Below are 20,723 nucleotides of genomic sequence, written 5' to 3' on the forward strand. Positions count from 1 at the left end.
GACACCTGGCCCCCTAACGATAAGCCTGGGCCGGACTATCTTTGGATAGCTAGAAATCGAAACAAAGATCGAAAGGAAGGAGACCGGTCAGCCAGCTCAAGAGGTCACACGACGCGGTCTCTGACGACTCGCGGGCATTGAGACGAATCTGTCACATGTGCTGGTTAGGGTATGTTCCGTGGTCGACGCAGGCGAACGAGCAACTGGACAGGCCGGCTCTTCGGCGCCGTCGATCTTCGACGTTCTCCAGGTAGGCGCGTCGATCGCTGGCCTGGCCGGACCCCAGCCAGTGAAGGTTCTGGCCGTAGAGCGGTTGACCGACGACTCCGCAAATGTGCTGTATCGGACTGATGCGGGGCCTGCGGAGCGAATCGTTTTCGCAAGTCAGCTAGAGCACCTCCGCGCTGTTCAACCCGGCCTGGCCTTCAGCTTCGACGCAAGCCCCACCGCATTCTTACTCGCCGCAGAGGCCCGACGGATGCGCCTCGCATATCTCTTCGACTCCCAGGCAGCGCTGGGCACGAGCGCCGTCGACCCACTACCTCACCAGCTCCGTGCCGTTTACGAGATCATGCTGCAGAAGCAGCCACTCCGATACGTCCTGGCAGACGACCCCGGGGCCGGCAAGACGGTGATGGCTGGTCTCTTGATCAAGGAACTGCTCCTGCGCGGCGACGCCGCGAACGTCATGGTCGTGTCGCCCGGTTCCCTCGTCGACCAATGGGACGAGGAGATGCGCGAGAAGTTTGAGCTCGAATTCGAGATGCTCACACGCGACAGGATGCTCAACGAGGGAAATCCGTTTGCCAGAGGTGGCCTGTGGCTTGCACGGCTTGATGTCCTCGCTCGCAACAGCGAGGGCATTCTCGACAAAGCCTGCGAGGTCGACTGGGACCTGATCATTTTCGACGAGGCGCACAAAATGTCCGCCACGGTCTGGGGCAGCGAGGTCAAGAAGACCAAGCGCTACCAGATGGCTGAAGAGATCGGGAAGCACACCCGCAACCTGCTGATGATGACCGCGACACCGCACTCAGGAAAGGAGGAGCAGTTCCAGCTCTTCATGGCGCTGCTGGACTCCGATCGATTCGAAGGAGTCGCCCGGGAGGGCAGCCGCAAGGTTGACGTCGACGACCTTATGCGCCGGTTGGTCAAGGAACAGCTGAGGACATTCGAGGGAACACGGCTGTTCCCCGAGCGGTTCGCGTTTACCGTTAATTATGAGCTGTCGCAGCCGGAGAAAGATCTCTACGTTGCGGTCACCGATTACGTGCGTGAGGAGATGAATCGCGCCGATGCGATGGAGGGCGACCGGCGTCGACGTACCGCGGTGGGGTTTGCGCTAACCACACTTCAACGCCGTCTCGCTTCGTCCCCGGCGGCAATCAATAGGTCGTTGGAGCGTCGAAAGAACCGCCTCGAATCCGAGTTTCGGGAGGCTCGTCTGTACGCGTCGGTCAAGAGCGATGAGGTCGGTGTTCCGGAAGATTGGGACGATCTGGACGATCTCACCGACGAAGAGCGCGAGGCCCTGGAGGACCGGGCAATCGCCGGCGCGACGAGCGCTCGAACGCCAGAAGAGCTTGAGACCGAGATCGCCGTTCTCGACCGGCTACTCATCAAGTCCGCCGCGGTGAAATCTTCGCCAACGTACGCAAAGTGGGATGCGCTGCGCGACACCCTCGACGACAACGATGAGATGCGGGACGACACAGGCGCCCGGCGCAAGGTCATTATCTTCACTGAGCACAAGGACACCCTGGATGATCTCGTCACACGGCTGACCCAGCACCTGGGCCGTGACGATGCCGTCATCACCATCCACGGCGGTACCAAACGGGAAGACCGCAAGAAGGCCAAGGAGACCTTCGAACAAAACGAACGCTGCATCTTCCTCATCGCCACCGACGCTGCAGGTGAAGGTGTGAACCTGCATAAGAACGCCCATCTGTTGATCAATTACGACTTGCCGTGGAATCCCAACCGAATTGAGCAACGCTTCGGCCGAGTTCACCGCATCGGTCAACCCAACACGTGCTTCATGTGGTCACTAGTGGCTGACGACACTCGAGAAGGCGACGTCTACACGCGGCTGCTGGAGAAACTCGAAGAGCAGCGGGCCACACTCGGGGGACGCGTGTATGACGTGCTGGGGCAGCTCTTCCAGGGCAACGCGCTTCGCGATCTAATGATCGCGGCGATAAAAGAGGCCAACAAGCCAGAGCGTCAGCGCTACCTGACCGAGGTGGTAGAGCCCACAATCGCGGAGGGTATTCCTGAACTACTTAGCGCAAACCAGCTCGTACCATCAGCGATGGACGACTCCGAAATCGATGAGATGCGGCGCGAAATGGAGCGGGCCGAAGCTGCCCGTCTCCAACCACACCACGTTGAAGCGTTCTTTCACCGCGCCTTTGCGGATGTTGGCGGGTCGCTGCGGATGCGCGAGAGCCATCGGTTCGAAATCAAACGTGTCCCTGGTGAGATCAAAGAACGTGACCGAGTGACGGGTTATGGACAGCCTGTCGTTGATACCTACCACCGGGTGACTTTCGATCCCAAATGCGTTCGTGTCGAGGGTAACAACCATCTCGCGACGCTCCTGCACCCTGGCCATCCACTGGTCGCGGCGACTATTGGGGTCGTTTCTGAGCGCCACCACGACGCGTTGCGCCGCGGTGCAATTCTGGTCGATCGTTCAGATCTGTCCACTCAGCCCTACGTGGTGAGCCTATTGGAACATGATGTCATCGATGGCCGCGTCGGTCGCGATGGACAGCCGTTGGTCATCTCCCGCCGCGCGCAGTACGTACGCACCGACCCCGGCGGTGCGATGACACCACTCACTGGCTCTCCGATGCCGAACTACGAGGTGCTTAGCGATGACGAACTCGTACTCGCCGGCAATGTTCTGACAGAACCTTGGGCGCAGGCCTCGGACCTTGACCAGCGCGTCATCCGCGAGGCCTCGGTCACTATCGCGCGGCAGCACGCCGATGAAGTGACCAATAGAACGATCGAACGCGTCGACAAGACTGAACGCCTTGTGCGTCAACGACTGACCCGCGAGGTCAATTACTGGGACCAGCGAGCATTTGAACTTAGCGAACAAGAGCGTGCCGGCAAGAAGACCCGACTTCCCGCCTCGCAGATGCGTGAACGAGCAGAAGCCCTGGTGCGTCGCCTCGACAGACGCCTCAAGGATCTGGAGCAAGAACGCGACATCTCAGTGCGCCCACCGCGAGTAACCGGCGCCTGCCTAGTCGTCACACAAGGCTGGTTGGACGCCCAACACGATCCCGATGGCGCAGACGCTCGCGCCAAGGAGACGACCAGGGTTGAACGGCTCGCTGTCGACGCGGTACTGCGGGTCGAGCATGCACTTGGTCACCGGCCGACCGAGATGCACCACAACAACCCCGGCTACGACATCGAGTCCGACACGGGCAAAAAGGTTGACTTCATTGAAGTTAAAGGACGTGTAGCTGGTGGCAAGAGTTTTGTACTTACTCGCCAGGAGGCGGTGACGGCGCTCAATAAGGCTGACCACTCGGTGCTCGCTCTTGTCCGGGTTGCTGATGACGACTCAACGACCGTGCGCTACTTGCGGCACCCGATAACACAACCGATCGATCCTCGCGCAGCGCGAGTTGAGTACGACTGGGAACCGTTCTGGAACGACGCAACAGAAATGAGCCAAGAGTGAGCGAGACGACCTACAAGAAAAAGCTGATCGAGGTCGCGCTCCCACTTGACGAAATCAACGCAGCGTGTAAGGCAGATAAAGACCGGAAAACCGGAACGCTCCGGAACATCCACAAGTGGTTCGCTCCGATGCCATTGCCCGCGTGGCGCGCGTTGCTTTTCGCTGCGCTAGTCGATGACCCCGAAGATGACAAGCAGAGGGTCTATCTCCTCGACTTGATAAAGCGACTGGTAGCCCACGGTGCCGATCTCCCGGACCCGCTCGACCTAAGCGAAGCACAGTCTCTCCTGAGTCGCCAATTTCCAGAAGGACTTCCGCCAGTGCTGGATCCGTTTTGTGGAGGCGGATCGACGCTGGTCGAGGCCCAACGTCTCGGGTTGTCCTCAAAAGGCTCGGACTTGAACCCTGTGCCTGTCCTAATAACGCGTACGGTTACCGATCTACTTCCGCGGATTCACGGTCGGGACGCGCTCAAACCAACCGAGTCGGCTTCAAATGACGAATTGTTCGAGACCTTCGCAGCGGGACGTTCGACGGGATATGAAGGAATCACGAAAGACGTCGTTCGCTTCGCCGACCGTGTTCGCGCTGCTGTCGCCGAGGAGATCGGAGCACATTTTCCCCGTGGTGCAGACGGAGTACCCAGTTTCTGGTTGTGGGGAAGAACCGCGATATGTCCGAATCCGACTTGCGGCGCGGAATCAGTACTCACCACAACATGGTGGTTATCGAAGCGCAAGGGCGCTATGTCTTGGATCGAGCCGCGGGCCGTCGGCCGTCAGATTGAGCTGGACGTCGTTTGCGGCAGGCAAACTGGGGGCCCTCCCGACGCGCCCAAGGTCGGACGTGGTGCGTCCTTTACATGCATCTCGTGTCTCCAGACGATCGACGAATCCGAGATTCGGCGCCAAGGTCAGGCTGGAACATTGGGGCAGAGGATGTTGGCAGTTCAGGTTCTCGCACCGGACAAATCCAGATTCTTCCGAGCGCCCACAAGCGCCGATCTGCAGGCGGCGAGTTCAGTCGCACGTCCAGACGACCTGCCAGACATTTCCCTTGGTGAACCAAACCAGTACATCGCGCCACCACGCTATGGAATCAGCTCCCAGCTAGATCTCTACACGAATCGCCAGCTCCTTGTCCTGGCGACCTTCGCGTCAAAGATTCGCGAGGTCTACGACTGGGTGTTGGCCTCGGGAGGAGACGATGACTGGGCACGCTGCGTAACGACATTGCTGGGGCTCGCGTTAGGCAAACTTGCGCAGGGGGGATCGACGCAAACTCGTTGGAAGTTCGATTCGCGTAGCGGATCTGCGAAGCCCGAGGGCATCTTCGGCCGCGCAGACCTGCCGATGACCTGGGATTTCGTAGAGATAGACGCGCTGAGCGAGGGTGCCCAGAGCTGGCTTCAGCACGTCAAGACGCTACTGGACGCTTTGCCATATGCGCCGCACGGGCGAGGAACGGCCGTACGCAGTGACGCGCGGACAAGCTCGCTTAGTCCGCCGGGGTTGGTTGCAACTGACCCACCGTACTTCGACGCAATCGGCTATGCCGACCTGTCCGACTTTTTCTACATTTGGCACCGGCGAGCACTTCGGGAAATCCATCCCGATCTCTACAGCACGATCGCTTCTCCGAAGAAGGGAGAACTTACCGCCTTTCCTTGGCACCACGGCGGTTCCCGCGAGGTGGCCCAGAGGAATTTCATCGATGGGTTCATCGAGACGTTTCACAACCTTCGGGCGTCGATACGCGCTGATCTCCCGATGCTTGTCGTCTATGCATCGAAGGAGCAGAAGTCGGTCGCTGATGAACAGTCACGTTGGGCATCGATTCTGACTGCGATCATCGACGCGGACCTAGAGATCACAGGGACATGGCCCGTCCACGGCACAGGTTCCACACGGATGCGCGGCCAGGGGTCAAACGCGGTCGCGACCTACATCGTGATGGTTTGTCGTCCACGCCCTGCGGGAGCGCCTACCTCGTCTGTCTCAGATTTCACGAGGGCGCTTCGCCGAGAACTCGGTCCAGCAGTGCGGGACCTCCAAGCAGCATCAATTCTCCCTGTCGACCTAGACCAGGCCGCGCTCGGTCCCGGTATGCAGATATTCTCGCGCTATCGCGCAGTGGTCGATCAGGCAGGTGAACGAGTCACCGTTGGACGTGCCCTCGATCTAATCAATTCTGCACTTGGTGAGGTTCGCGACGAGCAGATCGGCGAACTCGACCCTGTTTCGCGTTTTGCTGCCAGATGGTGGGAGACGCACGGCTGGAACACAGGTCCGTTTGCGGACGCCGACAAGGCCGCTCGCCCCCTGGGGATCAGCGTCGATGACGTAAAGCGCGCGCAGGTTGTCACGAGCGAGGGCACACGGATCAAACTGCTTGGCGGTGGCGAATTGGACCGTGCGTGGGCGCCCTCAAATGACGTCCGCCCAACTGCATGGGAAGCCGTTCACCACCTTGTTGATCGTCTCGTTCGAGGAGGCGGCGAGTTGGAAGCGGCTCAGCTGATGGCAGTGCTCGGGCCACTTCAGGATCCCGCCATGGCCCTCACGTACCGGCTCCATGACATCGCGGCAGCCAAGGGGTGGGCGGCTGACCAGGAGCGATACAACGCGCTCATCAATTCATGGACCGAACTCGTCAAACTAAGTTCGAGCGGACCAGCCGCGACTGGAAGGTTGTTCTGACATGGCATCCTTGACCAACAAAGAGCGAGTAGGTCGTGTTCTTGATCTCGTCGCGCAAGGGCTCGGTCCATGGATGGTCACTCAGCTTCATGCGAAGTACGGTGACACCTGGGCGACAGAGGTGGGGCGCACCGCTGGTCTCACAGGCCGCGATACGTCACCAAATCAGTCTGACCCGGCCTACCTTTTCTGGGTGTTCGACAAGCAATGGCACGCGATCTTCAAAACCCAACTCTCGTTCGAGGACAAGCGTGCCGTGAGCACGCTTTGGGACGCCCGTAAGGAGTGGGCTCATGGCGAACGGATTTCGTCGGAGCGCACGGAGCGGGTTCTGATGGATGGTGAACACATCCTTCGGGCGGTCGGTGCGGTGCAGCAGGCGGACAGAGCCGATGAGATGCGGCGGGAATTCCGGCGGCTCATGTTCGAAGAAGACCAGAAACGTCTCCAACGGGCACAGGAGAAGGCGCTATCAGTTCAGGTCGAATCGACGGGGCTTCCTGCGTGGCGTGACGTTGTGGAGCCGCACGATGACGTGGCGCGGGGCACTTTCGAACTGGCGCAGTTCGCCGCCGATTTGCGACAGGTGCATCAAGGCATTGCTGGCCCTGAATATGGTGACCCGGCCGAGTTCTTCGGCCGCACGTATCTGACCCGTGGTCTCCGCTACCTGCTGGAACAGGCCATCAAGAGACTCACCGGCGGTGGCGGCGAGCCGGTAGTCGATCTCATGACCACTTTCGGTGGCGGTAAAACTCACTCGCTTCTCGCTGTGTACCACGCTGCCGCCGGCAACCCCGCCGAAAAGCTGCCAGGCATGCGCGAACTGCTCGACGGTATCGGCGTAGCTGAGTTGCCAGCGATGGTCCATCGGGCCGTACTTGTCGGCAACGATCTGTCCATCCTCGGGATGCCCAAGCCTGATGGCGTCACCGTGAATACCCTATGGGGCGAGCTTGCCTACCAACTCGGCGGTAAGAGTGGCTACGAATTGGTTGCGAGGTACGACGAGCAGTCAGTACCCCCGACTACAACGGCGATAGCAGACCTCCTAACGAAATATAGCCCGTGCATCGTGTTAATCGACGAATGGGTTGCTTACTTGCGACAACTGTGGTCGAGGGAAAGTCCGGCGCCTGCAGGCACTTTCGACGGACACATGACGTTCGTGCAGTCACTGACCGAGGCGGTAAAGTCTGTGCCGACTGCCCTGCTGGTCGTCTCACTGCCAGCGTCGGATGTTGTACGTGATATTCCTGGCGACGACGACGGGCCGATCGAAAACGAGCATGAAGTCGGTGGAACTGCTGGACTTGAGGCGCTCCGGCACCTTCGATCGGTGATCCACCGTGTGGAATCAGCTTGGCAGCCGGCGACAATTGAGGAGTCGTTCGAGATTGTCCGGCGGCGCATCTTCAAACCCTTCGGACGGGAGCAGGACGCCGCTCGCGATTTAGTGGTACAAAAGTTCACTGACCACTACCTTCGGTATTCAGGAGACGTTCCCAGCGAGGTCATGCAACCCGGCTACCGGACATCGATGCGCACCGCGTACCCGATCCATCCTGAGTTGTTCGACCGGCTTTATAAGGACTGGTCAACCTTGGAGCGTTTTCAACGCACCCGCGGCGTTCTGCGTCTCATGGCGACTGTTGTGTACGCATTGTGGATCAGCGGTGACAGGTCGCCGATGATCCTTCCTGCGTCCATCCCACTTGATAGCGCCAAGGTCTTCGACGAACTCGCGAACCACCTTGATGATTCGTGGAAGCCCATCGTCGACGCCGACGTAGCTGGCGAGACATCAACGGCAAATATTGTCGACAGCGAGATAAAGATTCTCGGCAAGTCGATGGCAACAAAGCGAGCCGCGCGTTGCGTCTTCCTGGGAACTGCTCCGATGGCGAACTTACGACAGCGTGACGGTAGCGCGGCCACCATCCGCGGTATCGAGCAGAAGCGCGTCGTGCTCGGCTCTACTTACCCGGGTGACAACCCGGCGCACGTGACGGATGGGCTGCGGCGCCTAGGTGACCTCGGCAAGTACATGAACCGAGACCAGGACCGCTACTGGCTATCTTTGCAGCAGACGGTGGCTCAGATAGTGCAAGAGCGCGCAGACTCGTACCACGACGATCAAGTGTTCGACGAGCTGGCGGGGGTGGTCCGCCAGGAGACTGACAAAGGACTCTTCGAGAGAGTCCACCGTTTTCCGCACGGCAGCATCGACGTCGAAGACGACCCGGGAATTGGCCTCGTTATCTTCGGACCTGACCGGTCATTCTCCAAACGCGGCCGATCGGTCGCCGAAGACGCCGCCCTCGAGTTTTTGAGTAAACGAGGCACTAACGCCCGCATACACAAGAACAGCCTGGTATTTCTGGCTCCCGAGGTCGACCGTATCGACGTGCTGCTCAACGCAGTTCGGCAACGTATGGCTTGGGAATACATCTTGGAGAGCAAGGACTCGCTCAATCTCGACCAGCACAACGTCAAGGTCGCAGAGTCCCGCGTCGCTCAGGCAAAGCAGACGGTGTCGGATTCCATTCGGGAGGCGTACCGATGGATCCTTGTGCCGACCCAGGAACCAGGCTCGTCCAGTATCGAGCTGGAATCAATCCTGATGAGCGGTGACGGCACGCTGGCTGAACGGGTGACCAAGAAAGCGGATGCGGGCGAGTTCGTCGTCCGGTCTTTCTCGCCATCGCTTCTGCGTATGCAAATCAACCGCCTCAACCTCTGGAAGGACAAGCCCTACGTCCCACTCGACACGCTCGTGGGGTACTTCAGCCAATACGTCTACATGCCAAAGGTCGTGCGGCCCAAGGTGGTAATGGACGTAGCGTGGCATCTGGATGAGGTCTTGAGCATTGAACTCGATGGGTTCGCCTACGCTGATTCATTCGACGACGACCGCTTCGTCGGCCTGACGGTCACAAAGCCTGGGGCCGTACGTCAGGGCGGCCTCCTCGTCGAACCGACGGTCGCGCTTGAGCAGATCGAAAAAGACAAAATGCCGGACGGGGGAGGTGCCGGTCGCACCGGAACGGCGACCGTAGCGGTCGGTCCAACGGGCGGTGCCGGTGAAACCGGGACGAGCGTTGGAGTCGACGCCGCGACGGCCACGACCGTCCCCACACGATTCCATGCGACAAAAGAACTGACGAACAGTCGCGTTGTCCGCGACGTCGGCCATATCTACGAAGAGATCGTCTCTCACTTCGTTGATGGCGGGCTCTCGGTCCAGGTCTCGATCGACATCGAATCCAGCCAACTCGACAAGCTCACCGACGACCAGCGTGCCGCGATCCGCGAAAATTTGAAAACTTTAGGATTTGGTCCCGATGACTGGTCGATGGACTGATGTGCCACCGGTCGGTGGGCTACCGCGATTACCTGTGAAGGGCGAGGAACCATGCGCACGAGACTCGGTAGTAATCAGCTACCCGAATCGGTCTAGTCCTCGTTCCAGTTTGCCGCGACCTTTCGACTTGGCTGCACGCGCGGTGGCTCACCCGGCATCTTGGGATAGTCAGGGGGGAAGTTCTTTTCGACCGGATCCGACTCCCACAGCCTCAGTAGTGGATCAAGCGAGAACTGCTTATCGTCGATACCTACCCACGGATCACCTCTCTCACTGAAACGTTCCGGCACGGTCGCAACGTTGAAAACGCTGGGATCCTCAGTCTTTTCCAGATCTGTCCATGCCACCGGCGTGGATACAGGCGCCCCGGGGCGTGCTCGCGGCGACCAAGCCGAAGCGATCGTCCTATCGCGACAATTCTGGTTGTAGTCAACGAAGACTCTGTCGCCGCGAAGTTCCTTCCACCACTCGGTGGTCACTCCCGTATCGCGCCGCTCCAACTCCCGGCCAAAGGCGATGGCCGCATGACGTACTTCGTCGAATCCCCAATCAGGCCTGATCCGCACATAGACATGGACACCTCGGCCGCCTGAAGTCTTGCAGTAACCAGTCATCTCGAATTCGTTCAACAAGTCACGAGCGGCCAGCGCCACCCGGACTACCTCTGTGAACGGGATTCCGGGCTGGGGGTCGAGATCGATCCGCAACTCGTCCGGCCTATCAACAGAACCGGGGTCATCTGTCCGTCGAACTGGCCACGGATGAAACGTGATTGTTCCCATTTGCGCGCACCAGGCAAGCACCGCAGGTTCCGTCGGACAGATCTCTGTCGCGGTTCTGCCGGAAGGGAAAGTTATCTCGACCCCGTCGACATACTCGGGAGCGTGCCGGATCATGCGCTTTTGGTAGAAGCCACCGTCGTCTGCTCCACGCCCTAATTTCATACCCGGATGTACACCGTTCGGCCAGCGTTCCAAAGTCGTTGGGCGCTGCTGCAATACGCGTAGCAGCGGTTCGGCCACCGCGACCATGTACTTGATTAGATCGATCTTGGTTACGTCTGGCGTGATGTCCGTTGCGGGAAAGATGACGCGGTTGGCGCTCGACACTCGCAAGACTCGCGTCGGCGCGGTCGGCGACTTAATCTCCAGTTCAACGTCGTCGCGCTTTGCCATCTCCTGATCCCCTCGTTATCGATCGAACGGTCGGAACGCGAGTAAGTGGGTAGAGATGGCCATGACCCGGCTCACGGCTCTAACGCGTCAGTGAGTAAGCGGGTCCAGCGTGCCATCGGCGATTCCACGAGCGGTCTCGTACGCACGCTGGAAGCCCGAGGCGATGCGGTCTTGGGTGCGCTGATCGATATCGCTGAGATCCCGCGTGGATCGGGTCAGGGCCTCCCTGTCCTCGGGAGTGAGCGCGGCGAACGGTGTACTCATTGGTATTCCTCCTTCAGGCCGTTCACGGCAGCGCGCTCCTTGTCTGCACGATCCTCATCATCGCGTAGTGGCCCAAGCAGCGGCTGTGTGACTCTCCGGTCGTATGGATCGAATATGCCAGGAGGCACTGACACGGGGGCGGGCCGATCGTCGAAGATCCGCATGAAGAGACGCGGAGCAACACCCGCGAAGGGCACCAGCTTGTCCTCGGCTCCCTTGTCGAACATCTCCACTGCGCGGCTCTTGGGATAGGGCTCGATGTACTCGATGCGGTCGAGACGGACGGATAGGGCGTGCTTGTAGCAAAGGTGACAGGGATAGGTCGTGACATAGAGAATGCCGCCAGTTGGGGAAATCCCTCGGATGGTGGCGTCATCAATTGCGCGAGCCTCGGCATGCACGGCGCGCTGGTATTCGATGACGCTCATGAGAACGCCCTTCTTGAGTGCCTCAGCGGCTCTGGTGACTCCTTCGTCGTCTGCGTCAACTGTGTTAGCGAGCATGCCGGCCTCTTTGAGCCGATGCAATGTGTCGCGAAGGTTGTCGCGTTTGAATTGTTCACTCGTGTCGACGCCTTTATGGACATCAGTGGTCTGGCCCTCGGGCACATCGTTATAACCGGTGGAAACCACTGAGCCGTCGACAACGATTGCCGCCCCCACTTTGCGGCTGGCGGCCAACGATCGAGCGCGACTTGCCCGGGCTACGTACATGGCGTACTCGCCGACGGTTGGTGGTTCGGGTTTACCGAAGAGCAGTGTGATGGCTCGATCTATTTCTTCGGGATCGTTGTTGACGATGAAGAAATCCGCCTGCGGGTAAGTGTCGATGACATTCTGGCCGAACTGTTCGGAGTCGTCGGCATCGATGCGGAACAGTTCGCTGACTATGGACACCTTGCCGGCTTCGTCTGAAGCTGAAAGATCCCGCTGCAATAGATTGGCTGTTCGCTGGGCGACGCTGCCTTGGCTACCGATCAATATGAACTGTTCGCCGTAGATGGAACGCAAGAGCTGTACTTCTTCGAGTCGTTTGAGCGACTGCACGATGTAGGCAGTGCGAGGCCGCGCCGCAACGAGGTCGTCGGCGCGAGTGGTGTTCCCATCTTTCCGAAACAGGGTGAGGCGTGTTGCCCGAATCGCAGCTACTGCGAGACGTGCGATAGCCGCTGGATCATTGTTGTCTTTGCAGAACTTGTTTCCCGCACCCATTAACCTGCGAATACGCTGGTCATCAGTTTCGCCTGGTGGTCGGTCGTCGGCCGCGGGAAGCAAGGAAGAGAGCTTGATGACTTCTGCGAGGTATCCGCAATCAGACAGTGACCGTTGGACCAGGTTGCCTAGGTCTGTGGTGTTCATCCCGAGGGGAGAGACGAGGCCGATAACTAGCTCAGGGCCGTCAAGGGTCGAGGCAACGTCATCCACGGGGCGCAGCTTAATGGCTCAGCCACCAGCAGGTTGACAAGTTCGCTGCTGTCTCGCTTTCTGGGCATCACGGTGACCAAGACCTTCGAGCAAGCAATACCAATGTGGTGGCGTCGATACGGGTGCGTAGGATTGCTCACACGATTCGAAGCTTCATGGAGGTGCAGGTATGGAACCCCGAACTCCAAAGAAAGTGATTGTGTCGAAGGCTGCCCTGAAACAGTCCGGGATGCGCGCCACGAAGGCATCGGCCAAGCTAGAGGGCCGGATCGTACCCGTCAGCCACCATTGGTCCGCGGAGGTCGAGGCGTACCTGGCAAAGCAGCGGTCGGCAGAACACTGAGCTCTGGTACTTCGTCAATGGGGATCCCGATTCCAAATTCGTTGTCTCGCCCGATTGCTGAAGTCGCGACGGTGCAATCATCAGACGCGCGCTAGTCCTGCAGCAAACGCATTCCACACGTCGGGCACCAACGAACGCGGGACCCGAGAATATCGCTGATTTGCGCTAATTCGTCTGAATGGTGTGCGCAGACCTTCCTCCGAAGGTGGTCGCGGATGATCTTGACGATGAAGTAGGCGCGCTCGGCGGGGTTGGTGCCGTAGCCGTCGGTGTAGAGGGTGCCGGAGGCGATGATGTCTCCGCGTTCCAGGTCCAGCTGTCGGTAGCGGGTGGTGCCATCGTCATTCTGGCCGTCGACGACTCGCATGGTTTGACCGGTGGGGCGGAGGTCGATTTCGAGATCCCAGTCTCCGCCGCGTTCGCGAAAGTAGAAGCTGTGTTCGTCGACCTCGCCGCGCCACTGTTCAGGCGCCCAGCCGCCGTGGCTATGGACGACGACTCCTGGGTGGTGGGCGAGCCAGGTTTGAAGGTCTTGCTCGGCAGCCTCGTCGGCGGCACGAATCTGGAGGGCTTCCGGAGATTGCCAATAGTCGTCAATCCCGTTGAGCAACTGCTGAAATGACTCGCGCCGTTGGCCGCGCGTGCGGGTGCAATTGCAGCCGAAGCCGAAATCATGAAGGCCGCTACTAGGCAACTGCGGGTGACACGAGCAGCGGCACAGCTCTCCGGTCTCAATGTCGGGCCACTCGGTCAATGCCGTCAACAGCGCTTCTGCCATGCCCGCGGGATCCGCACTGCCGCGTTCGTCGAGCGCCTCCGTTAGGTAGGCAAGGTAACGGGCCCGTGCACCAGTGCGGGCCTGCTCTCTGAGCTCGCGGTCCGCGGCCGCAGTCAGCGGCCCCTCGTCATCGGTCACGAGAAGTCAGGATGACACTCCTGCCGTCTGCATGTCGCAAATTTCTTGCCGGACGGCTGGCGGCCCCGTTGCGAAGGGATGCCGCTCAACGCGTGGCAGGACGGCGGCGAAAAAAGTCCTTGCCAGTTCGCCGGTGGAGTGAGATTCTGTACGGCTTTGCTCCTTTCCATTGACCCCTTTGAAGCGATGACAATCATCACCGAGAATGCAGCCCCTTCTACGCCGGCCCGCGATTCCGGCGCGACGGAACGCAGTGCCCGTCGCGGCGACGACACTGGGCTTCTGGCAACCACGGCCCCGCCGGCGGAGGTGGGTGGCCGGTACCGCACCACCTCCACAGAAGGAACAGACCTGTGACGGTCTCCGGGGAAGATGCCGACATCCCAGAACTGACCGTTGGGGAGAAGATCCGTTTGCGCGCTGCGGAATCCGACATCAACGCCATGAGTGAGGCACTCAACAACGGCACAGCCACCCGCGACGATGTTAACGCCGCCTTCGCGCACCTCAGGGCACTAGACATCGACCCCCACAAGCACCGCAACGCCCTGCACGTCCCAGCAGACGCTGGAGTGCACGCGTCCGCGATCGAGGCCATTCTGTGGCGCATCCCAAACGGATGGGGTCGCCAGTTGAGCGTCGACGTCGGCTGGTACCCCCTGGTGGTCGCCACCGACGCAAAGCTAGCCCGACTCGACACCCGCTATCGGGTACACCAGATCAAGGAGAAGTTCGGCACCCTGCGCTACTACTGTCAGGCCAGCATCGAGGATCCCGATCCTGAGCTTCTCGACGCCATGGACGTCATCACCGACGACGCCGAACGCGCTTCCGCGATCACCTGCGAAAGATGCGGGGAACCCGGCATTCTGCATCGAAGCCGCCTCGCCCGGGTCAAAACTCTCTGCGTCTCTTGCGCCGAGCAACTCGGATTCCACGCGGTATTGAACGATGGCCAGTAAGCACGGCGTGATCCCTGACAAAGCGTGTCGCAGATACGCCCCTGGCGAAGTTCACTGGATTGTTCGACCGGAACAGCTTGCCGTGGCAAAGATCCGGCTGTGTTCTGCCTCCACGCGTCGGTATCGCGCATGTACGAGTAACTGCACGTGCATCGCAGTAGAAGCGGGTCGCGCATTAGTTGATATCGGGAAGCGCGGACTTGTCGGTGGCCGTGAGTAGCGTGTTTCAGCAAGTGATCGCGTGTGCGCTGCCATCACGGCAGTAAAGGAAGGCGAGGACATATGACTGACGAGTTCGGACTGCCTGCTCGGGGAGCAGTGTTCTGGCCGATCGGTACCGGAGACAGCACGACCGTCGTCATCGACGATCAGGTGGTCCTCCAGGTCGACCTGCACGACATGGCCAAGGCCGACGACGACGCCAACCCCGAGGTGGCGGTAGTTGACCGCCTGGTCGAAGCGTTGCCGCGCGTGGACGGTGACCCCTACCTGGCCGTCTTCGCGCTGACCCATGCCGATAAAGACCATTGCTTGGGCTTCGCCGACCTTCTGGCTGAAGTTCAGATCGGAGAGCTTTGGTCGACACCGAGGTTGTGGCGTGAGTTCAACGATCCCGACGCACCCGAGCCGTGCGAAGACGCTGTTGCCTTCCGCGAAGAATCCGAACGACGCATCGAGGCCACTCGTGCCGCTCTGGCCGCTGGAGGCGAGCCAGCCAGCGGCGACCGCATCGTTGTCATCGGCTACGACGACGAGCACAGCGACCACCCGTACGACGATCTGCCCGACAGATACAAGTCGTGGCCAGGACAATCCGTCACCGCTCTCGACGGGCACGACCGCGCCGGGCAGTTTGAAGCGTTCTTCCACGCGCCATTCAGCGACGACTGCGCAGCCCCGCGAAACGAGACGTCCCTGGCCATGCAGATAACGCTCACAGACGAGGCCGGCGTCAACGGCAAGGTCCTGTTGTTCGGTGACCTCGCCCACGACACCATCATGAAGATCTTCAACTACAGCGAGCACAAACACCGCGAGCAGTACCTGGAGTGGGACCTGCTGTTGGCTCCGCACCACTGCTCCAAGAAGGTCATGTACCAGCCCGACGAAAACGGTGTCGACCAACTGCAAATGGACATACTGAACGCTTTCGAGCGAAACGCCCGCCCTGGCGCGGTAGTTGTCAGTAGCAGCGCTGTGTTCCCATCCAGTGACGTGGCCGGCGCCAACCCACCGCACCGTATGGCCGCCGACCGATACGAGGAAATCGCCGACGACCTAATCTGCACCATGGCATGGGGAGACGAGGCCACACCCTCACCGGTGGTCTTCGGCGTCGACGCTGTAGGCGCTGGCGTGCTGCCCGTCGAAACAGTGACTGACAGCGCTTCATTGCGCACCGCGGCAATAGCTGGTGTGGGCGGGCGCTCGCGGCTCGCTGCTGTCACTGAGGCGGCAGCTGCTGTGGCCAAGGCACTACCCGCAAGGTCGGCGGTACAGACGTCAGGCCCCGACGAAGTACGCGCGGCGATCGAGGCGGACCGGGGTGGCGACAAGGCGCCCGATACGCCAGTAGGTTTCGGACGTTGAGCGAACTCGCCATTCGTCAGATTCAGGAGCTGTCGGCAGTCAGCGGAGGCGCGATCCAACTCGTCAGCGTCCGAGACGACGACGACAGGCTCATCCTGGATGTCTCTATCGCGACTAAGGGGATCAGCACTGGTGGCGGCATCAATGTCCGTCGGCGGGAGCGATTCGAGCTCCTTGTCAGCGAGGACTTTCCGTTCACGCCCCCGTCAGTGTGGGTAACCCACCGGCGGTGGGCAGGAACTCCACACGTCCAATGGGGTCGTTACCTGTGCATCTACGCCGCCAGCGCTGTGGAGTGGAACCCAGGTGACGGTATGCGCGGGCTCATCGAACGGCTCCTGACATGGTTGGAGCGCGCTGCGAACGGCACCCTCGATCCCGACGGGCAGCCGTTGCATCCTCCGGTCGTTTACTCCAAAGCCCGCGCGGGCAGCCTCGTCGTACATCCAGATCTCGGCGAGCGTGTGCCATGGAATGACACCGTGACGCCTGGTCACACGAAGCTCGTGTACGGCCTGTGCGACCGGACTGAAACCCGCATCGATGTGCGTGCCTGGATGACGCTGCCGGAGACCATCGACCTCGTCCTCGCGGATGATTTCACGGCGACGGCACCCACCGGCACCCCCTATTTCGTCTCACCCTTGGTGCTCATCAGCGATGAACTCTCGATCGAGTATCCACGCAAAGGCGCGGCACTGGTTACCAGTCTCGATGAGTTCGGTTGTGCACGGGAGGATTTGCTCCGTGCCATCACCATGGCCTGCACCATCAACAACGTGATCGCCGCCTCTGCCGACGTCGACAACACTGCTCCAGTAGTGCTGATGGTGGGGACACCAACGCGGCGCACACAAGGTTCTCGACGCCTAGCTCACTTGGCTGGGTGGAGGTTTGACGACTTCGGCACGGACATCATGCAATTGCTGCGAAGCGTCGACAACCTGCGCTCGGACGATTTGAGTGCGGAATTGCAATCGCGGGCCGACGAGTTGTCCAAGGATGTCCGCACTTTGGCTGATAGCTGGGTCGATGGTGCTGACGTTGCGTGGATGGCGGTACACGAGAATCGCGCAGAAGTCACTAATCGACGTGATGCGGGATCGCCGTCGACTTGGCTGCAAGGCAAGAGGGTGTTGGTACTCGGGTGCGGTGCGCTTGGAGCGCCAATTGCTGAACAATGTGTGCGTGCCGGGGCGAGCACACTGACAGTGGTCGACGACGGTTCGGTCAAGCCTGGGATTCTGGTGCGTCAGCCATACCTGGACAGCGACATCGGGCACAGTAAGGCCGAGCAGCTGGCTGCGCGGCTGTGCGGGATTGATCCCAAGGTGACTGTCGAGGCGTTAAAGTGCGACGCCATCAATCTATTCGTCGGGCAGCAGGTAGAGGTTCCGCAGTACGATCTCGTGGTTGATGCGACTGCCCACGTTGGCGTTCGTGCAGCGATTGAAACCGCGCGTGCCGCCCAACGTGATAACTGGCCGCCAGTCATCACGGGCCTGTTCGGCTACAACGCAATGCGTGCGTTGGGGATCGTTTCGCCCACCGGCACCACCGGCTGCGCCCACGACCTTCTGAGGCGCATCGCGATCGACGTGCACCGAGATGTTAACGGGACGCTTGCCGACATTGCCAACGATTTTTTTCCCGAGCCGCCTCGCACGGACATGTTTTTCCCCGAACCGGGTTGTTCTGCACCGACATTCACCGGTTCAGCAACGCAGACCACAGCCTTGGCCTCGATACTCTTCTGGTCGTCTCTAACCGTGCTCGCGAACCCTGCTGAGGATGGAGCGGCGGCAGTAGCCATTCGGTTGCCCGGCGTTGATGTGGCCAGCACTGGGGCGCATTGGTGGCACTGGCCCAACGACCATTTCACTACCGATGTCTCCAAACGTTACGAGGTGCGGCTATCGGAGCGCGCCATCGCCGAGATGCGGGCAGAAACGCGTCGGGGAAACAGAACTCGCGGGCGCGACGTCGAGACCGGGGGGATGCTCTTGGGCGCGTTCGATGACGCTGTGGGCTGCGTCTACATCGATGGCGCCGCCGGGCCATCGCCAGACAGTGTGCTGTCCGACCGCTACTTTGCGCACGGCACTGCAGGCACTCAAGAGATTGTCGGGCGACTCCGGGATCAGACGATCAACCGCATCGGTTTCGTGGGGATGTGGCACACCCACCCGTACGGCCCTGCCGGCCCTAGCGCTATCGATGAACGCGGGATGGGCTGGATAGTGTCTCCGTCAGGGACCGGACGGAGAGCCTTGATGCTCATCCTGGGCGGTCCAGCAGACACGTGGGATCGGTGGCGAGAGCAGGGACAGCTTCCTGATGTGTATGTGCGTGTCGTAGAGCGAGATGACCCCATCCAACTTCTCGCCGCCGGCGGAAGGCCAATGGACCTGGCTATGGTCGGAACGAGCTTCCCCGGCGGATTCTTTCAGCCCTTGCCGCAGTCTGAGGCCCCATGGTGGCGACGAGCGTTGGGGATTGAGTCGTGAATGGCTCTCCGCGAGTTGGGGTTGCACTGTCGGGCGGCGGATTTCGAGCCACGGCTTTCGGTCTAGGCTGCCTGCGGGCATTGGCCGACCGCGACCTCCTACGGCATGTGCAAGTCATTTCGGGTATCAGCGGAGGCAGCCTACTCGCTGCGATGTGGGCTTACGGCCCCACAGATTTCGCCGAGTTCGAGGCGTCAGTGGTGCGACTATTGCAGTCTGGTCTGCAGGCTGAACTGGTCCGTCGCACGCTCAGTCCGCGCATCGCTGTTCGCAACCTCGCAAGTACAGGCAGCTCCCTTGTCACGTCGAAGTCACGGTCGCACAACCGCACAGATAGCTTGGTCGCAGCGCTCAGCAATCGGCAGTTTGGTCAGCGCCTCATAGGTGAAGTCACTCATCCGGGGCTAGCCACCGTGCTTTCGGCTACCGACATGGCATCTGGCAACGCCATTCGCTTTGGAAGTCATGTCAGTTCATGCTCGCCGTACGGCAAGATCACGACACCGGTGACCGTCGCCGAGGCTGTCGCAGCGTCGGCTGCGTTCCCGGCCTTGCTGCCAGGGCTAACCCGACGGTATGAGTTCCGTGACCGGGGTGGTGAGACCACAACACGCACGGTGGTAATGACCGACGGGGGCGTGTACGACAACCTGGGGCTTTCGCCATTACTTCCTGGCCGCTCCGCAGAGCACACCGGTCACGTCTACGACCTGGATTACCTCTTAGTCGCCGATGCCGGCCGGGGACGGTCCGCGGTGAAGGCAGCTAGGTTCTGGCCCACCAGGATGAAGCAGAGCTTTGAGATCACTCACACGAAGTCGCAGGATGCGGGGCGGGCTCGGCTTCATCTCGCCGGTTCGAGTCAGCAAGTGAAGGGGTTTGTGCACGCTTATCTTGGTATGAGCGACGATCGACTTCCGGTCCCACTCCAGGACCTTGTTCCGCGACAGGCGGTCGAGACATGCCCGACCAACTTTGCCAGGATGGTGACGCGGGATGTGAGGGCGGTCAGCGTCCGTGGTGAACAGCTCACTCGCGTACTTCTCAGTCACTACTGCCCGGGCCTGCGGTAGGGAACGACCGCCGGGTGACTACGTAGGCATGGCTCGGGGTGGGTGCAACTACTGCTGAACTTGATCTCGCCCTCGCCACTCTGGCAGGGGTAGCCCGGAAACGAGCTGACCGGCGTCAATGGCTAGTCCGTCCGCGATGCGAACGATCGTCTCGAGCCTCAGGCTGCGCTGACCACGCTCCACCTTGCCGAACTGTGTCCAATGGATCCCGCAGCGCTGCGCAGCGGCCTCCTGGCTGAGTCCGAGTTCTTGCCTTCGGCTTCGGACCCGTTCACCGAAGGCGGCAGTCGTGGAATTAACAACCGATCGATCCGGAGTGGGCGTTGGCACGCCAGCAACCCCATCGACCTCATGCGGAAAGTACCAGAGTGTTTTGTACGCATGCGTATCGCTCCCATGCGTATCGTACCTATGTTGATTGCCTCCCGTTAAGAGGACGGTGGCCGACGAACGCAGTGATAGATGAGCGAATACTCAGGAGATCGCAACAATGGATGTCGACGACACGTCGGCCGGCTGTCAGGCTTCGGGATCGAACGACACACATCTCTCCCCAGTGCTCAACGTCCCGAGCGATGCAGGCAAGTACCGAGACGCCCTAGTTACAGTGCTCCTCAGGATGCCGACTGGGCCCGACAACGAAATCGCCTGTGGGCCAGGCTGGTACAAACTACTGGCCGAGCTGCACAAGGAACTTTGC

12 protein-coding genes are annotated in these 20,723 nt (G+C 60.4%); 7 read left to right on the forward strand and 5 right to left on the reverse strand.

Features of this window, described 5'->3' with window-relative positions:
- Positions 1 to 178 precede the first annotated feature (178 nt).
- From ACAG24_RS02475 to ACAG24_RS02485, 3 genes are read left to right on the forward strand one after another with little or no spacing between them, the layout of a single operon-like run.
- Entirely contained in the window at positions 179 to 3,706 is a 3,528-nt protein-coding gene (locus tag ACAG24_RS02475) for a helicase-related protein (RefSeq protein ID WP_370471109.1), read from the forward strand.
- On the forward strand, positions 3,703 to 6,405 hold the full coding sequence (locus ACAG24_RS02480; protein ID WP_370471110.1) for a DUF1156 domain-containing protein: 2,703 nt from the start codon (positions 3,703 to 3,705) through the stop codon (positions 6,403 to 6,405). Before ACAG24_RS02475 ends, ACAG24_RS02480 begins: the two co-directional genes overlap by 4 nt.
- Before the next feature lies 1 nt (position 6,406).
- Positions 6,407 to 9,769: a DUF499 family protein gene (locus ACAG24_RS02485; protein WP_370471111.1), complete on the forward strand. Its 3,363-nt coding sequence runs from the start codon at positions 6,407 to 6,409 to the stop codon at positions 9,767 to 9,769.
- Between the two features lie 92 nt (positions 9,770 to 9,861).
- Here the strand turns inward: ACAG24_RS02485 and ACAG24_RS02490 are convergent, their stop codons facing one another.
- From ACAG24_RS02490 to ACAG24_RS02505, 4 genes are all read right to left on the reverse strand, one after another.
- Positions 9,862 to 10,944 carry a DNA polymerase domain-containing protein gene (locus ACAG24_RS02490; protein ID WP_370471112.1) on the reverse strand — a complete coding sequence of 361 codons (1,083 nt, stop codon included), beginning with the start codon at positions 10,942 to 10,944 and terminating at the stop codon, positions 9,862 to 9,864.
- Between the two features lie 87 nt (positions 10,945 to 11,031).
- On the reverse strand, positions 11,032 to 11,208 hold the full coding sequence (locus ACAG24_RS02495; RefSeq protein ID WP_214399021.1) for a hypothetical protein: 177 nt from the start codon (positions 11,206 to 11,208) through the stop codon (positions 11,032 to 11,034).
- The gene (locus tag ACAG24_RS02500) at positions 11,205 to 12,632 is read right to left on the reverse strand and encodes a hypothetical protein (protein ID WP_370471113.1); all 1,428 of its coding nucleotides are present in this window, start codon (positions 12,630 to 12,632) and stop codon (positions 11,205 to 11,207) included. The genes ACAG24_RS02495 and ACAG24_RS02500 overlap by 4 nt, the downstream gene beginning before the upstream one ends.
- Before the next feature lie 434 nt (positions 12,633 to 13,066).
- Positions 13,067 to 13,891 carry a hypothetical protein gene (locus ACAG24_RS02505; protein ID WP_370471114.1) on the reverse strand — a complete coding sequence of 275 codons (825 nt, stop codon included), beginning with the start codon at positions 13,889 to 13,891 and terminating at the stop codon, positions 13,067 to 13,069.
- 353 nt (positions 13,892 to 14,244) lie between these two features.
- Between ACAG24_RS02505 and ACAG24_RS02510 the strand changes: the two genes are divergently transcribed.
- The 4 genes from ACAG24_RS02510 (at position 14,245) to ACAG24_RS02525 (ending at position 20,023) form a co-directional block, all read left to right on the forward strand.
- Complete coding sequence (locus tag ACAG24_RS02510) at positions 14,245 to 14,853, forward strand: hypothetical protein (RefSeq protein ID WP_370471115.1); 609 nt, start codon at positions 14,245 to 14,247, stop codon at positions 14,851 to 14,853.
- 282 nt (positions 14,854 to 15,135) lie between these two features.
- Positions 15,136 to 16,443, forward strand: coding sequence for an anti-phage 6A-MBL system MBL-fold protein (mblB, locus tag ACAG24_RS02515; RefSeq protein ID WP_370471116.1), 1,308 nt, complete (start codon positions 15,136 to 15,138; stop codon positions 16,441 to 16,443).
- A complete protein-coding gene (gene cap2-3 / locus ACAG24_RS02520) occupies positions 16,440 to 18,950 on the forward strand; it encodes an anti-phage 6A-MBL system cap2_3 protein (RefSeq protein ID WP_370471117.1) in 2,511 nt (836 codons plus the stop codon). Before mblB ends, cap2-3 begins: the two co-directional genes overlap by 4 nt.
- Complete coding sequence (locus ACAG24_RS02525; RefSeq protein ID WP_370471118.1) at positions 18,947 to 20,023, forward strand: patatin-like phospholipase family protein; 1,077 nt, start codon at positions 18,947 to 18,949, stop codon at positions 20,021 to 20,023. The genes cap2-3 and ACAG24_RS02525 overlap by 4 nt, the downstream gene beginning before the upstream one ends.
- Before the next feature lie 48 nt (positions 20,024 to 20,071).
- On the opposite strand, the gene ACAG24_RS02530 is transcribed toward ACAG24_RS02525, so the two are convergent.
- On the reverse strand, positions 20,072 to 20,353 hold the full coding sequence (locus ACAG24_RS02530) for a helix-turn-helix domain-containing protein (RefSeq protein ID WP_370471119.1): 282 nt from the start codon (positions 20,351 to 20,353) through the stop codon (positions 20,072 to 20,074).
- Positions 20,354 to 20,723: the final 370 nt, after the last annotated feature.

Source organism: Mycobacterium bulgaricum, assembly GCF_041287165.2.
Lineage (GTDB): Bacteria > Actinomycetota > Actinomycetes > Mycobacteriales > Mycobacteriaceae > Mycobacterium > Mycobacterium bulgaricum.